16 protein-coding genes and 1 tRNA gene are annotated in these 16,163 nt (G+C 30.7%); 10 read left to right on the plus strand and 7 right to left on the minus strand.

Features of this window, described 5'->3' with window-relative positions; genetic code table 11:
• Positions 1-21 precede the first annotated feature (21 nt).
• Positions 22-387 carry a transmembrane 220 family protein gene (locus ACY2IJ_RS02145; protein WP_476725528.1) on the minus strand — a complete coding sequence of 122 codons (366 nt, stop codon included), beginning with the start codon at positions 385-387 and terminating at the stop codon, positions 22-24.
• A gap of 446 nt (positions 388-833) precedes the next feature.
• Here ACY2IJ_RS02145 and lpdA point away from each other — a divergent pair, with 446 nt between their 5' ends.
• Positions 834-2,222, plus strand: coding sequence for a dihydrolipoyl dehydrogenase (gene lpdA / locus ACY2IJ_RS02150; RefSeq protein WP_476725529.1), 1,389 nt, complete (start codon positions 834-836; stop codon positions 2,220-2,222).
• Between the two features lie 134 nt (positions 2,223-2,356).
• Positions 2,357-4,852, plus strand: coding sequence for a hypothetical protein (locus ACY2IJ_RS02155; protein WP_476725530.1), 2,496 nt, complete (start codon positions 2,357-2,359; stop codon positions 4,850-4,852).
• Between the two features lie 78 nt (positions 4,853-4,930).
• On the opposite strand, the gene ACY2IJ_RS02160 is transcribed toward ACY2IJ_RS02155, so the two are convergent.
• The 4 genes from ACY2IJ_RS02160 to ACY2IJ_RS02175 form a co-directional block, all read right to left on the minus strand.
• Entirely contained in the window at positions 4,931-5,767 is an 837-nt protein-coding gene (locus ACY2IJ_RS02160) for an IS3 family transposase (RefSeq protein ID WP_476726529.1), read from the minus strand.
• Positions 5,764-6,273 carry a transposase gene (locus ACY2IJ_RS02165; protein WP_476723783.1) on the minus strand — a complete coding sequence of 170 codons (510 nt, stop codon included), beginning with the start codon at positions 6,271-6,273 and terminating at the stop codon, positions 5,764-5,766. Before ACY2IJ_RS02165 ends, ACY2IJ_RS02160 begins: the two co-directional genes overlap by 4 nt.
• 63 nt (positions 6,274-6,336) lie before the next feature.
• Positions 6,337-7,248 carry a phosphatase PAP2 family protein gene (locus ACY2IJ_RS02170; protein WP_476725531.1) on the minus strand — a complete coding sequence of 304 codons (912 nt, stop codon included), beginning with the start codon at positions 7,246-7,248 and terminating at the stop codon, positions 6,337-6,339.
• Positions 7,249-7,324: 76 nt separating this feature from the next.
• Positions 7,325-7,398: transfer RNA gene (locus ACY2IJ_RS02175), tRNA-Arg, on the minus strand.
• A 249-nt stretch (positions 7,399-7,647) separates the two neighbouring features.
• Between ACY2IJ_RS02175 and ACY2IJ_RS02180 the strand changes: the two genes are divergently transcribed.
• The 3 genes from ACY2IJ_RS02180 (at position 7,648) to ACY2IJ_RS02190 (ending at position 9,584) form a co-directional block, all read left to right on the plus strand.
• Positions 7,648-8,583, plus strand: coding sequence for a calcium/sodium antiporter (locus ACY2IJ_RS02180; RefSeq protein WP_476725532.1), 936 nt, complete (start codon positions 7,648-7,650; stop codon positions 8,581-8,583).
• Positions 8,584-8,652: 69 nt separating this feature from the next.
• The gene (locus ACY2IJ_RS02185) at positions 8,653-9,102 is read left to right on the plus strand and encodes a hypothetical protein (protein ID WP_476725533.1); all 450 of its coding nucleotides are present in this window, start codon (positions 8,653-8,655) and stop codon (positions 9,100-9,102) included.
• Positions 9,103-9,179: 77 nt separating this feature from the next.
• Positions 9,180-9,584, plus strand: a complete 405-nt coding sequence (locus ACY2IJ_RS02190; protein WP_476725534.1) for a group III truncated hemoglobin — start codon at positions 9,180-9,182, stop codon at positions 9,582-9,584.
• Positions 9,585-9,613: 29 nt separating this feature from the next.
• Here the strand turns inward: ACY2IJ_RS02190 and ACY2IJ_RS02195 are convergent, their stop codons facing one another.
• Both ACY2IJ_RS02195 and ACY2IJ_RS02200 read right to left on the minus strand, forming a co-directional pair.
• A complete protein-coding gene (locus ACY2IJ_RS02195) occupies positions 9,614-11,161 on the minus strand; it encodes an SDR family NAD(P)-dependent oxidoreductase (RefSeq protein WP_476725535.1) in 1,548 nt (515 codons plus the stop codon).
• A 69-nt stretch (positions 11,162-11,230) separates the two neighbouring features.
• Positions 11,231-12,346 carry a peroxiredoxin family protein gene (locus ACY2IJ_RS02200; RefSeq protein ID WP_476725536.1) on the minus strand — a complete coding sequence of 372 codons (1,116 nt, stop codon included), beginning with the start codon at positions 12,344-12,346 and terminating at the stop codon, positions 11,231-11,233.
• Between the two features lie 94 nt (positions 12,347-12,440).
• Between ACY2IJ_RS02200 and msrB the strand changes: the two genes are divergently transcribed.
• The 5 genes from msrB to ACY2IJ_RS02225 all read left to right on the plus strand — a co-directional run bounded on the left by msrB (position 12,441) and on the right by ACY2IJ_RS02225 (position 16,134).
• A complete protein-coding gene (gene msrB, locus ACY2IJ_RS02205) occupies positions 12,441-12,881 on the plus strand; it encodes a peptide-methionine (R)-S-oxide reductase MsrB (protein WP_476725537.1) in 441 nt (146 codons plus the stop codon).
• Complete coding sequence (gene msrA, locus ACY2IJ_RS02210; RefSeq protein ID WP_476725538.1) at positions 12,881-13,414, plus strand: peptide-methionine (S)-S-oxide reductase MsrA; 534 nt, start codon at positions 12,881-12,883, stop codon at positions 13,412-13,414. Before msrB ends, msrA begins: the two co-directional genes overlap by 1 nt.
• A gap of 5 nt (positions 13,415-13,419) precedes the next feature.
• Positions 13,420-13,689 carry a GNAT family N-acetyltransferase gene (locus tag ACY2IJ_RS02215; RefSeq protein WP_476725539.1) on the plus strand — a complete coding sequence of 90 codons (270 nt, stop codon included), beginning with the start codon at positions 13,420-13,422 and terminating at the stop codon, positions 13,687-13,689.
• Between the two features lies 1 nt (position 13,690).
• Positions 13,691-15,232 carry a protein adenylyltransferase SelO gene (locus tag ACY2IJ_RS02220; protein ID WP_476725540.1) on the plus strand — a complete coding sequence of 514 codons (1,542 nt, stop codon included), beginning with the start codon at positions 13,691-13,693 and terminating at the stop codon, positions 15,230-15,232.
• A gap of 173 nt (positions 15,233-15,405) precedes the next feature.
• The gene (locus tag ACY2IJ_RS02225; RefSeq protein WP_476725541.1) at positions 15,406-16,134 is read left to right on the plus strand and encodes a hypothetical protein; all 729 of its coding nucleotides are present in this window, start codon (positions 15,406-15,408) and stop codon (positions 16,132-16,134) included.
• Positions 16,135-16,163: the final 29 nt, after the last annotated feature.

A 16,163-nucleotide genomic window follows, 5' to 3' on the forward strand; every position in this document is an offset into this window, starting at 1 on the left:
ATTTTGAGTGTTACTTATAATTTACTTTTTCTTTTTTAACTGATACAAAACTCCTAAAGCTGCAATTAATAGGCCCATAAATTCTCTAGAACCTTCTAAATATGGTTTTTCATACACCATGGTTCCAAAAATTTCTTCTTTATGGTCTATTTGTAAATAATCAATAAAAAGAGATAAATAAAACAAAGAATAGCCCAATAGCAGTACAATTACTAGTATTAAAAAAGCTTTGGGAATAGGTTTAAAAATAGCATACAAACAAATAAAAGCAACTGCTGCATAAATAGAAAACCAAATGGCACTATCTGGGTCGTTTAACTGAACAACAGCAAACAGAATAAATAAGATAAAAAGAATAATATTGATTGTTTTTGCAGAAATCTTCATTGTAAAAACACTTTTTTTAATAATAATAAATCAGTTTTGTTAAAATAATAGGAACAACACAAAACTAACAAAGTTTTCTATTAGTAGTGTTCAATTTTATTCACTGTAAAAATACAAACAAGAATAAACGTACACTAAAATACTTGCACAATATATTTCTGTAAATTTATTTGATGTTGCAAAATTTCACAAAACAAACAAAACTTGTCTATAATTTATTTCTAACACAAAACAGCATTCTTGCACAAACCGTTTTATATCTTTTTATTAAACCTCAAAACATCAGTAACTTAGCAGATTTGTTTTCTTTTTAAAAACATTAATTTGTTATAAAAAGCACAGTTAATAAACAATTATTTATAGGCTGGCAGGCTATGTAATATAATTTTGAATTGTTACATTTGCATACATTATAAATTTCAATCACTAGATTAAAAAATACACACATGAAATACGACATTATTGTTATCGGAAGTGGACCTGGAGGATATGTTACTGCAATTAGAGCTTCACAACTAGGTTTTAAAACAGCTGTTGTTGAAAGAGAATCTTTAGGAGGTATCTGTTTAAACTGGGGATGTATTCCTACAAAAGCTTTATTAAAAAGTGCTCAAGTATATGATTATTTAAAACATGTTGATGATTATGGTTTAAAAGCTGAAGCTATTGATAAAGATTTTGAAGCAGTAATTAAACGTTCTCGTGGTGTAGCAGAAGGAATGAGCAAAGGTGTTCAGTTCTTAATGAAGAAAAATAAAATTGATGTGATCAATGGTTTTGGAAAAATAAAACCTGGTAAAAAAGTAGATGTTACAGATGCTGATGGTAAAGTAACAGAATACGATGCAGACCATATTATTATTGCTACAGGTGCTAGATCTAGAGAATTACCTAACTTACCTCAAGATGGTAAAAAAGTAATTGGATACAGACAAGCAATGACTTTGCCTGAACAACCTAAAAAAATGATTGTTGTAGGTTCTGGTGCTATTGGTGTTGAATTTGCTCACTTTTACAATTCAATGGGAACAGAAGTTACCATTGTAGAATTTATGCCAAATGTAGTTCCTGTTGAAGACGAAGATGTATCTAAAGCTTTTGGTAATGCTTTAAAGAAATCTGGAATTAAGGTAATGTTAAATTCTTCTGTAGAATCTGTAGATACTTCTGGAGATGGAGTAGTTGCTACCGTTAAAACTAAAAAAGGAGAAGAAAAATTAGAAGCAGATGTGTTATTATCTGCCGTTGGTATTAAAACAAACATAGAAAACATTGGTTTAGAAGATGTTGGAATTGTTGTTGATAGAGATAAAATTATTGTAAACGATTACTACCAAACAAACATTCCTGGTTACTATGCTATTGGAGATGTTGTTCCTGGTCAAGCTTTAGCACACGTTGCTTCTGCAGAAGGAATTACTTGTGTAGAGAAAATTGCTGGATTACATACAGAAACTATTGATTATGGAAACATTCCTGGATGTACTTATGCTTCTCCAGAAATAGCTTCTGTTGGTTTAACAGAAAAAGCAGCCAAAGAAGCTGGTTACGAAATTAAAGTAGGAAAATTCCCTTTCTCTGCTTCTGGAAAAGCATCTGCTGCAGGAAACAAAGAAGGTTTTGTAAAAGTTATTTTTGATGCTAAATACGGAGAATGGTTAGGATGTCATATGATTGGTGCAGGTGTTACTGATATGATTGCTGAAGCTGTTTTAGGACGTAAATTAGAAACTACAGGACACGAAGTATTAAAAACAGTTCACCCTCACCCAACCATGTCAGAGGCTGTAATGGAAGCTGTTGCTGCTGCTTATGATGAAGTAATTCATTTATAAAATAAAACACTTAATTCATAAAAAAATAGGAAAGCTTAAAACTTTCCTATTTTTTTTTATCTTTTTTTAAATTAAAAATAAACTATATTTGATTTTTGAGGTCTAACACAAGTTAGAGAATCTTATAAAAAATCATGAAAAAAATATTATTATTTAGCATTTTATTATGCTTGGCATCTTTTACTGTTTTTAATGCTACAGACTTTTTAAACAAAGTTGAACAAAAACTTAATCTATACACAAAATACCATCCAGAAAAAATCTACATTCAGACCGACAAACCTTTCTATTCTACAGATGAAGATTTGTGGTTTTCTACCTATTTGGTAAACGGAATAACACACCAAAAAACAAACAAAAGTAAAGTAGTTCATGTAGAATTAATCAACCCAAAAGATAGTATTGTATCTAAAAGACGATTATTCTTTAACAATACCATTGCTGCTGGTGATTTTAAAATTAATAAAAACTGGACTCCTGGAACCTACATTTTAAGAGCCTATACCAAATACATGCAAAATAATAGTAGTGATTATTTTTTTCAGAAAGAAATCCCTATTTACGCAGTTACCAATCAAGACAGCATAGCTAGCAATACTCCAAAACCAACAACCACAGTGGTTTCTCAAAAAGCATCCATCCAAAAGGAAACCAACAGACCCAATTTAAGATTTTATGCAGAAGGTGGAAATTTAGTTTACAACACAGCCAATAAAATTGCTTTTGAAGTAAAAGACAAACGCTACAATCAAATAAATCTTAATGGTATAATTAAAGATCAAAACCATAACGAAGTTGTAGACTTTAAAACATTGGAATTAGGATTGGGAAGTTTTATTTTTATTCCTGAAGAAAACAAACACTATTATGCGAGTGTTATGATTAACGGAAAAGAAGAAAAATATTATTTGCCTAAAATAATAGCTAAAGGGTACACGCTTGGTGCAACCAATAACGGAGATCATATTATTATCCACAACTCATCTACATTAGAAAATGGCTTAAAAGGATCTTACTTAGTTGCCCATCAAAGAGGACATCTATTATATAAAAACTTTGAAACAGAAACTAAAACAAGTAATACAATTAAAATTTCTACCAAAGAATTGGCAGATGGTATTGTAACTATAACATTATTTGATAAAAACGGAAACCCGGTTGCAGAAAGGCTAATTTTTATAGACAACCCTAATAATAATTTAAAATTAACCATTCATAATTCACAAAAAACCGCAGAAGCACGTAGCAAAGTAACCTTAGAATTAAATGTTAAAAACAATGCCAATCAAAATGTAAACAGCAACCTATCTATGGCTGTTAGAGATTTAAAAGCGTATCCACACAACACTAGATCTGGTAATATAAAATCATGGTTATTGTTAAATTCCGATTTGAAAGGAAGTGTTAAAAATGCAGGTTATTTCTTTGAAAAAGAAAATGATAGCAAAAGAAGATATTTACTTGATTTAGTAATGATGACTCATGGTTGGAGACGTTTTACTTGGCCACAAATTTTGAGCAAATCAGATACAGTTACACCTACAATAAAACCAGAACTAGGTCTGTATATTTCTGGTATTACCAAACAATTAAAAAAACCATATGAAGCATTTTCTGCTCCCACTAGGTTAACATTTTTTGGAAAAAACATTTTTCAAGAACCCATTAAAAACTCAGACACTTTAGGAAAGTTTAAATTTGGACCTTACGTATTCTTTGATTCTATGCCTGTAATTATAGAGTCTAGAATGGATCATTTTAAATCTAAAAAAAGAAAATCTAGAAATGTGGTTATTTTAGTAGATAAAGACCGTAGTACTCCAAAAATTGAAAAAAATGTTTTCTTTAACAAAAGTGATGATGAGGACAAAAAACTAGAAGTTGCCAATTTTATAAAAGTAACCCAATACATCAAAGAAGAAAAGTTTAGATACGAAAAAGAAGTGGAAAAACTAAACGAAATTACTTTAGTAGCTAAAAGAAAAACTGAACTAGAAAAAAGACAAGAAGAAATGAACAGCCTTACCGATTATGGTGAACCTATGATGGGAGAACGCTTAGACTTGTTAAACGATTTTACTGCACCTGGTAGTTATACTGCTTTTGATATTGTTAGCCAAATGAATGGGGTTTTTGTTAATGGCGATACCATTTTTTTAAGAAGAGCTAATAACCCTGCTAAAATTGTTTTAGACAACCTAGAAGTAGACGGAAGCTTTTTACAGTCTATTAACGGAGATGAAATTTCTTTTATAGATATTTTACAAGGTTCTGATGCCGTTACATTTAGCAACGCTGCAAACGGTGTAATTGCCCTATACTCTAACACAGGAGATGTGGGGAGTAAAAGCATAAAAAGAAGCCCAGGTATTATAGATTTTCAAGCTAAAGGGTTCTATACTTCAAGAAAATTTTATGCCCCAGATCATGTAAACGATTTTGAATTGTTAAACAAATCTGATTTAAGAACGACCCTGCATTGGGAGCCAATTATTAGAACAAATACTAACGGAAATACAGAAGTTTCTTTTTACACAAGTGATTTAAGAAGTGATTATATAATAGAAATAGAAGGTATTGCTGATGATGGAACTCCAATTCACGGAATACAAACTTTCCATGTAGAGTAACATCTAATTTACAATAAAAAAAGGAGAAAAAGTGTAATGTACTTTGGACAGCCCCCAAAAAGTTGGACGGTTAAAAAATTAATTATTGATATGAGCTCGATATTTTATCGGGCTCATTCCATTTAAAGCTACTGATATTCTATCATTATTATAATAGCAAATATATTCATTAATTTCCTTTTCTAATTGCTCAATCGAGTTCCATTGTTTTAGATAAAACAGCTCAGATTTTAAAGTTCCAAAGAAATTTTCAATAATAGCATTATCTAAACAATTCCCTTTTCTAGACATACTTTGAATCATCTTGTTCTTTTTTAAGATATTCTGATATTTTTCCATTTGATATTGCCATCCTTGATCCGAATGTAATAACACATTTGCTGCTTTATACTTTTTAAAAGCTTTCCCCAGCATTTGAGTTATTTGTCTAAAATTAGGACTCCTAGAAATTTGATAACTAATGATTTCTCTACTACATAAATCAATAATTGGAGACAAATAAAGTTTTTGACCTTTAACTTTAAACTCTGTAATATCTGTAGCCCATTTTTGATTGGTTTTAGAAGCCTTAAAATTCCGTTTAAGTATATTGGGAGCTATTTTACCTTGACCTCCTCTGTAAGAACGATACTTTTTAACTCTAATCAAAGATTTTAACCCTATGGACTTCATTAGTCTTAATACTGTTTTATGATTGATGATAATCCCTCTGTTGTTTAGTACTAAAGTGATTCTTCTATAACCATACCTACCTTTGTGTTGATGGTAGATTTGAGTAATAAACCTTTTTATAAATTCATATTTATCAGGCTCTTTACTTTTTTGTAAATGATAATAAAAACTACTTCTAGCCATCTTTGCATGATGTAACAATACCGACAAATCATGCTTATGCCTTAACTCATTTATGACTATTGCTTTTTCTCTCTGGCTTGAGCTAAGGCTTGTAACTTTTTTAGCAAATCAAGTTCTGCTTTTAAAGATTGATTCTCTTTTAAAAGTTTTTCTTCTCTAGTTAATGGTATAGATTTATTTTTTCTAGACTTGGGTTTCATTCCGATAGGTCTTCCTTTAGGTTGATTTTTAAGACCTTTCAAACCTAAGGATTTATATCTTCTTTGCCAATTAATAATACTAGCACCACTTCCAATATCAAATAGAATACATGCTTGCTCTAAAGAAAGATGTTCTTTTTCTATTCGTTGTAAAATATCAAGTTTAAATGATGATGTATATTGTTTATTTATCTTTGGTAACAAACCTTGAACTCCTTTGTGTTCATATTGCCTACACCAAAGAGAAAGAAGAGAACTATCAAAACCTAGCTCTTTACTCAAACTAGTTATAGAGCGTTCTCCTTTAAGAACTAACTTCACACATTCTTGTTTAAAGCCTAATGTGTATTTTACTTTTCTAGACATAAAAATACCCCCAAATTGTGTCTAACATTTTGGGGGCACTCTACTTTTTCTCCTTTTTTTTATTTAGAACGTAGCTACCAATTGCAATCCATTATAAGATGATGAAATGGTGGGAATACATTTGAACGAAACTTCTTGATCCTTATTTGGTAAAATACCTCTAGCTTTCCAACTACTTTTTACAACAGATCTACCAATTACAGTTCCTATAATTCCACCTGCAACCAAATCAGAAACCCAATGTCTGTGTTCCTTAATTTCGGCTGCAAAAACAACTCCAATAACACTATAAGGAATCCAGTAATTATCAAATTCCATTTGAAATACTTTCGCAATTGCAAAAAAAGCAGTTGCATGTAAAGACGGCATTGAAGATCCTTTTCTATCAGACATTAAAATCTTTCCTCCTCTATCATTAAAAAAATCAAAAGGATTATCTGTTGTATGAGAAAGAATATCTGTACCCTGTTTTAGACTCGTATAAGGTCTTTGTCTTCCAAAGGCAGATTTTAATAAAATTTGAGTTATTAAAATAGAATAAGTCAATGCTTTAAAACTATTAACTGCAGCATACTGTCCTTTTTCATATGCAGAAAATAAAGAACCTACATACATACCAGACATGGTGTAAAATAAATACGCATCATTACCGCTAACCCACGGATATGTATTGTTGTTAATAGCTATGTTGGGTAAAGAGTATCTAATATTGTTTTCTATATGTTCTTGATAAAATTGGGTAACCGGTTTATCTACCAATATTAACGAGCCTACCAAACCTGTATACAATGCCGATTTTGTCCAATCATCAGATACATTTTTTCCCATATAAGTAAAATCAGTAGGAATTGTTTGTACAGATGTTTTAAACACTTTGTAGGCCAAATTTGTTGTTTTAGAAAAGTAAGAAGACTTTTTTTCTTGCGCTAACAATAAAAAAGGAACTATTAAGATTGATAAACAAATATTTTTCATCGTTTTTTTGGAGTAAAAATAGAATAATTTAAGCATAAAAAAAGCTCATAATAAATTAATATTATGAGCTTTATAGTGACTCCGGGAGGATTCAAACCTCCAACCTCTTGAGCCGTAATCAAGTGCACTATTCAGTTATGCTACGGAGCCTATTGCGGATGCAAATATACAGGTTTATTACAATGTCACAAAATATTTTTCTATTTTTTAAAGAGAATTTTTAGTAATGTAATATCGCCACGCAATTATCATTTTCTGAAAAGTATTTGCTTTACTTATATCCAGTCCTTTACGAGAAAAACTTGGCAAAAACATCTTGTTTATTTTTGCTAAAAATCTAAAAATTCTTTTTTTCATCTTCTTGTTATTAAGAACTATATTCGCATTAAATTTAATAAAATGAATGCACTCTTTATTATTACAGGTTTAATTATCTTAATTTTTGGAGGAGATTGGCTTTTAAAGGCATCTGTTAATATTTCTTTAAAACTAAACATATCCAAAATAGTTATTGGTATGACTGTGGTTTCTTTTGCTACATCTGCTCCAGAACTAATTGTAAGTATCAAATCTGCTTTAGAGGGCTTTCCTGATCTTGCTTTAGGAAACGTAATTGGTTCTAATATTGCAAATCTTGCACTAGTATTAGGAATTACAACATGTTTAAGCTCTATTAGTGTAGACCGTTCTTTTTACACCATAGATGGACCTATTATGATGATAGCTTCTCTTCTATTGTATTTCTTTATTGGTTTTGATGGTATTTTAAACCGATATGAGGGAATTATCTTCTTTTTATTTTTAATTGTGTTTTTAATTTTCCTTTTAAAAATACAAGGAAAAAAGAACATAGAAACTATAGATTTAGAAACAGAAACCATTCCATTAAGCAAAACCATTATTTATTTAGCCTTAGGAGGTGTTGGCCTTTGGGGAGGTTCTGAATTGTTAATTAAAGGAGCTGTTGGTTTGGCTCAAGAAATAGGAATTAGCGAAAGAATTATTGGTATAACTATTGTTTCTGTTGGTACAAGTATCCCAGAACTTGCTGCCTCTATTATTGCTGTTATTAAGAAAGAAAAAGCAATATCTATAGGAAACTTAATCGGATCTAATATTTTTAACATTTTAGCAGTACTAGGAATTACCTCTATTATAAACCCAATAACTGTAGGAGATCCTAAAATAATAAGTAACGATATTTTTTGGATGCTAGGAGTATCAGTACTTATATTTCCTTTGTGTTTTATACCTAAAAAATTAAATTTTGGATTAAAAGAAGGAATACTTTTACTAATTACTTATGCCCTATTTATTTACAAGACTATATTTTAGTGTTTTAAATAAAAAAACCAATCATTTTTATTAAATTTATTTCATTGACTATCAGTAAAATAAATTTAAATGATTTGTTATGAATATTTTAACAACAACACAATATTAATTGTTAAATACCAAGGAACAATTACAAAGTTAATGTTAAGCTCTTTTTTAAGTTTTCTTTTTAAAGAAACCGATGTTTCTAATTTAAAAGACATTATTGCAGATTATAGAAAAGCACAAATGGGTTTTTCTACTCAGGATGTAAATGAACTTACCCAACATAGAATGCTTGTAACCCAACAAGCAAAAATTCCTCCTAGCCAAATAAAATCTATATTTTTAGTAAACGGTCCTAAAGAAATTGCCATTACCACACTTTTTTCAATGGCATTAGAAAAATTTTCACCTGTTTTTATATTTTCTACAGATGATCCACGCATAGAACAACTTTCTTTAACTAAAACTTCTTTTGAATTAGAAGATAAAATCAAAAACTTAAAACACACATTTCAAACTCCCCATAGTAATTAATTTATTATTTTATGTTATTGATAAAATCATGATATATTTCATAAAATACACAACTAAATTGATTGTATTTTTACAGCATGAAAACAGATATTAAAAACAGAAAAGATGTATACAAATTAGTTTGCAGCTTTTATGACAATATTAGAGTGGATGAACTACTAGGACCTATTTTTAATCATATGATTAAAGATGATGAATGGCCAGCACATCTAGAAAAATTAACGGATTTTTGGGAAACTAATTTATTTGGAATTCCTAAATTTAAAGGTAGCCCTACGCAAAAACATATACAAACCGATGCGGCTTTTGATCATGCCATAAATCAAGTACATTTTGATAGATGGCTATCTATATGGGAAAAAACAATCAACAGTTTGTATGTGGGTGATTTGGCTACTAGAGCTCAAATGGCAGCTCATAACATTGCTCAAATCCAGAACATGGTCATCAGAAGACAAAAACCTAAACACAAAAAAGAGTAGCATTTGCTACTCTTTTTTATTGAATTGTTTTACCAATCTATAGGTTTGTAATCTTTCAAGAATTTACCACACCAATGTTTTCCTGTATTAATTCCATCAAACAAAGGATCTATCACCCTAGCAGCACCATCTACAATATCTAACGGTGGCTGAAAATCATGTACTTCTTGTTTCTTTTTAGACAATTCCACAGGATCTTCATCGGTAACCCAACCAGTATCTACAGCATTCATATAAATACCGTGTTTTGCTAAGGTAGATGCAGATGTATGCGTTAACATATTTAAAGCGGCTTTTGCCATATTGGTGTGCGGATGTCTATCTTCTTTTTTAAAGCGATAAAACTTTCCTTCCATAGCAGATACGTTTATAATATGCTTTTTTCCTGTGTTCTCTTTCTTCATCAACTCTGCCAAACGGTTGATCAATACAAATGGAGCTACGGAATTTACCAATTGTACCTCTACCATTTCAGTAGTTTCAATCTCCCCTATTTTTAATCGCCAACTATTGGTTTTACGTAAATCTACTTGTTGTAAATCTGCATCTAATTCTCCTTCTGGAAACACCTCGCTAGTTGTTAAAGAACTGTCAAAACTATAAGGTATTTGAGACAATTTAGCAGATGCTCTTAGACCAACTCCAGGTTGCTCTCCGTGCCAACTTACCGGAGCATTGTTTTTAGTAGCAACTACACTACCACTTAACAAGTTTAGCTCATTTAAACAACTATAATGATCGCTTAACAACTCTTGGGCATTTACGGGTAAAGCAGATAATGGTTTTTCTTCATTCTCCATTAAATGTGAATAAAAACCAGCAGGTCTACGTACGGTTTGTGCAGCATTGTTAATTAAAATATCTAATCTATCGTATTTTTGTTCTATATAATTACAAAATATTTCTACACTAGGAATGTGTCTTAAATCCAAACCATGAATTTTTAAACGATGTCCCCATTCTTGAAAATCAGGTTCTTTTGCAAATCTTAAAGCTGAATCTGCAGGAAAACGAGTTGTTGCTATAACGGTTGCACCAGAACGCAACATCATTAATGTAATATGATATCCTATTTTTAAACGAGAACCCGTCATAATGGCCACCTGCCCAGTTAAATCTGCTTCTTGAAAACGCTTGGCATAATTAAAATCACCACATTCTGTACACATACTATCGTAGAAATGATGCAGTTTTGTATACAAGGCTTTACATACATAACAATTTCTAGGTGATTCTAGTTCTGGTGTATCGTCTTTCTTTATTTCTGTAAACGTTAACATTTTAGGGGCTTCAAAAACAGCTGCTTCTCTGGCAGACCTAATTCCCGTTTCTTTACGTGCATGTTTTTCACGCTCACGCTGTTTACGTTTGGCTGCTTTTTTAGCATCTTTTCTTCTTCTATCTTGCTCCTCTTTTGTAGGTCTACTTAACAAACCTGCTACTTTCATTAAAGCAACACGTTGTTCTTCTGGCATTTCAAAAAGCTGATGGGTATTTTGCAACAAAGACTCTAGTGTGTGAATACACTGTTTTACTTCTTTGTCGTTTACCATATGTTGATTTGTATCTTCTGACATAAATTATTTAAAATGGAATGCAAAGATACTACATTTAGCTTTATAACTAATTGATGTTAACTCTTTAAACTACTCTAGACTTGTAATATAATTATCTACCCTATTCATAATTTCTTTTGAGGTTCTAGCCCCTAATCCGTAGGTAACATATTTAACAATACCTTTTTGATTAATTATCATAGTAGCTGGGTAACGTTCAATACCAAAACGTTCTGCACACCACCTTGCTTCTCCAACTAATTGATAATGAATTCCTGTTTTTTCTCTAAACACTTCAACATCATACGGATCATCTAAAAAAAGACTCAACACAAGTACATTTGGATTGTTTTTATAATGTTCTTCCATATCATTTAAATAAGGAATTGCATTTTTACATGCTCCAGATTTTACAAAAGAAAAATTAAGAATCATACATTTTCCTAACATTTTTTTGGTGTCTACTTTAACTTTATCTAAAGTCTTTAATCGCAATCTAGGAGCTTTTTCTTCTAAATATTGGTATTTTACATTACTAATAGATTTTTTTCCATTCTTTTTATACTCAATCCATTCTTCTGCCGTATACTTTTGGTAATTAGTAAGTGAAAAAACCGTTTTAGGTAATTTTATTGATGCAATACTTTTTGCTACATATTTTCCTCTTCCATATTTTTTTGAATAAAACGGATATTCTAAAACAAACCCTTCTATATTATAATTATCTACATATTTTAATCCTAAACTTTCTGTAGCATATATTGTTGTAGGTACTCCATTTGTTAAAACAATGTACTCTTTACAATTAAGCCCTATAATTTTTTTAGTTCTATTTTGATTTTCTGCATTTATAGTTCCTTTTTTAAAAGGAGTACTAACTGCTGTTTTATAATTATTGGAATCTGTGCATTCATATATTATTTGATTGTTATAATCTAATAATTTATGATGAGTATATTTTAATTTGGTCTTAGGACTAAAGTCTTTAATCAACATAAAATCCTTGTTAAAAGTTATAATTCTTTCGTTAGGATAGTATTCTTGCTCAAATTTATTTAACGTTTTTTCGTAGATAATTTTATACCTAATAGAAAACTCATTTCTTAATTGATTTGCATTGGGGTACTTCCACGGGTTTTCTTGTGCATTTACACAAAAAAAAGCACATGTTATTAGTAAAATAACGAAGGTGTAATTCTTTTTCATTTTTAATTTTTTCGCAATATATACATATTTTTAAACTCATTAAATATCTGTAAGCTTTTCTCTACTTTTGTTACTAAAAAATAAAACAACACCTATGCTTACCTGGAAAGATATTATACATTTTAGCATAAAAGGAAATCCATCTCCCAATAATAGAGTAGAAAAATCTGCTAAAGAATGGAAAGAGATTTTAACGCCAAAGCAATTTCAAATTACCAGAATGTCGGGTACAGAAATGCCTCATACGGGTGAATTTTGTACAAGTCATCAACCTGGTATTTACAGTTGTGTATGTTGTGGTAATGAGTTGTTTGATGCTACAATAAAATTTGAATCTGGAACCGGATGGCCAAGTTTTACACAACCTACACGAATAAATGCGATTAAATACATAAAAGATGAATCTCATGGCATGATTCGTGTAGAAATACAGTGTAACAATTGTGATAGCCATTTAGGTCATGTTTTTCCTGATGGTCCTGAACCTAGTGGCTTGCGTTATTGCGTAAACTCAGAATCTTTAACAAAAAAATAATGGCTAAAATAGAACAAGCTACTTTAGGAGCCGGATGCTTTTGGTGTGTAGAAGCTTTTTTTAATGAAGTAAAAGGTATATTAAAAGCTACATCGGGTTATAGTGGAGGAACCGTACCTGGAACACCTACATACCGAGAAATATGCTCTGGATTAACGGGACATGCAGAAGTAATTAGAATAGAATTTGATGCTGATATTATTAGCTTTGAAGAAATTTTACTGTTATTTTATACAGCTCACGATCCTACAACATTAAATCGTCAAGGAGCAGATGTAGGTACACAGTATCGCTCTGTTATTTTTTATCATAATAAAACCCAAAAAGAAATAGCTGAGCAAATTACAAAAGAGGTTCAACAATATTTTAACGAACCTATTGTAACAGAAATCAGCCCTTTGATTAATTATTTTGATGCCGAAGATTATCATCAAGGTTATTACAAGCAAAACCCAGAACAAGGTTATTGTGCCATGGTGGTAGGACCTAAACTAAATAAATTAAGAAAACTACATGCCAATAAATTAAAATAAAACTTATGGAGTTTACTCATCAAAAAGACAAAAAAAACTACATTTTAAATGTTGATGGAAATATTGCTTATGTAGAATATGTCATCAAAAACGAAAAAATGTACCTTACCTATTCTGAGGTACCCACAAGTTTAAGAGGACAAGGAATTGGAAAAATTTTGGTAGAAAAAACATTTGAGAAATTAACCGAAGAAGGATACAAGGCTGTAGCAATTTGTAGTTATGTAAAAGCTATAGCACAACGTAGTCCTAAATGGAAAGATATTATTGAATAAAATGAAATTAAACATACAAAATACTTTTACAAGTGAACTTCCTGCTGATGAAAATTTAGAAAATTTTACAAGACAGGTAACCAATGCTTGTTATTCATATGCAAATCCTATTCAAACCCAAGCTCCTAAATTATTACATGTTAATAAAAACTTAGCTCAAAAATTAGGGTTTAAAACATCAGAATTAAATTCAGATGCTTTTTTAAATCTAGTTACAGGAAACTCTATATATTCTAATACAAAGCCGTATGCTATGTGTTATGGTGGGCATCAATTTGGAAATTGGGCAGGTCAATTAGGAGATGGTAGAGCAATTAACTTATTTCAAGTAAAAACCGATGCATCTTATACCTTACAATTAAAAGGAGCCGGAAAAACTCCATATTCTAGAACTGCCGATGGTTTGGCGGTGTTACGTTCATCTATACGCGAGTATTTATGTGCCGAGGCTATGCATCATTTAGGGGTGCCAACAACGCGTTCTTTGTCTTTATCTTTAACAGGAAATCAGGTTTTAAGAGATTTATTTTACAACGGAAATGCTGCCTATGAACCTGGAGCCATTGTTTGTAGAGTTTCAGAAAGTTTTATTCGCTTTGGAAGCTTTCAAATATTTGCTTCCAGAAACGACAAAACCAACTTGGCTGCATTAATCAACTATACCATTCGTCATTATTTCCCTCATTTAAAAGAAAACGACAACAACAGTTACGTAGCACTTTTTCAAGAAATTGTAAATGCAACCGTAAAAATGATTGTACACTGGCAACGCGTAGGTTTTGTACATGGGGTAATGAATACCGATAATATGTCTATTTTAGGACAAACCATAGATTATGGTCCATATGGTTGGTTAGATAATTTTGATCCAAATTGGACTCCAAATACAACCGATAGTCAGAACAGACGTTACCGTTACGGACAACAACCTAATATTGGTTTGTGGAATTTGTATCAATTGGCCAACACGTTTTATACATTAACAGAAAATGCTAAACCTTTAGAAAAAGCTTTGAATAGTTATAAAACACAATTTGAAGCACAAAACCTACAAATGATGTGTGCAAAAATTGGTATTGAAACTCCTAACAAACAAGATTATATTTTAATTCAGTCTTTAGAAACCAATTTAAAATTGATAGAAACAGACACGACCATCTTTTTTAGACTGCTAGCAACTGCCAATAAAATTGAAGATTGCTTAGAAGCTTTTTACATTCCAGAACAATTAAAAAACGAAACACTAACCGAATGGCAAGTTTGGTTTGAACAATACAAAACAAGATTAGATAACCAATCTATTTCTAAACAAGATAGAATTAGGAACATGAATGCCGTAAATCCTAAGTATGTATTGCGTAATTACATGTCTCAATTAGCTATAGAAGCTGCCGAAAATGGTGATTATAGTTTGATAGATGAACTGTACAATCTTATTCAAAAACCATATGATGAACAACCCAAATTTCAAAAATGGTTTGCCAAAAGACCCGATTGGGCCAAACAAAAACCAGGTTGTTCTATGTTGAGTTGTAGTAGTTAAAAAGTACTATTATAACAAAGCAACAAAGTACTAGAACAGATGTAGAATTTAACATCTAAAAAACGTCGCTAAATCTATACAAAATCTAGACTATTACTTATAAAAACAAATTTTATTGTTCCCTGTTTTATATAGTTATAAATTTGATGAATTAACCAATAATAATGATATTTATGAAAACAAAATTCTTTAAAAAAGTACTTCCTTTAGTTTTAGCTTTTGCTTCTTTTTCTTTAGCTTCTGCTCAAAAAGATAATGTATCTTTTGCCAACAAAACTACAAGTGTTCAAAATGTAAAACCATTAGTTTTTGAAGTGAACTACACTGCCTCAGAAGACAGAGAAATTAACATAGAGCTTAAAAACTTTGAAACAAACAAATGGGTTGCAGGTAGAACTGTTAAAGTTGATAAAGGTGAAGGAACTACTAAAGTAAAACTTAACACTAAAGGTCAATTTAAAGATGGAAGCAACTATACTGTAATTCTTACTATTAGACCTGTAGGAAGCACTTGGAAAGATGCTATTGTAAAAAAAGAGCTTAAGCCATTTGCTATTGGTAAAAATGCTAGTAATGGTGAAATTACTGAAGATAAAATTTCTTTTATTGAAGGAACTGGAAAATTGGCAAATCCTAAATTGTTAATTTTTGATGTTAAATATGCTGCTACTACTGATAGAGATATTGTTTTAGAATTAAAAAATTCTACAAACAACAAATGGATTGCTGGTAGAAAAGTTAAAGTTAGCAAAGGAGCTACTACCACAGCTATTAAATTATACAATAAGGATGGATTTGAAAAAGGAGATTCTTATTTTATCAATGCTTCTATTAGACCTTCAAATTCTACTTGGAAAGAAAATATTGACAAAGCCACAATCAAACCTTTTTCTATTAAATAATTGATAGAAGTTTAAAACTTAAAAAAGAG

It is taken from the genome of Wenyingzhuangia gracilariae (genome assembly GCF_056387575.1).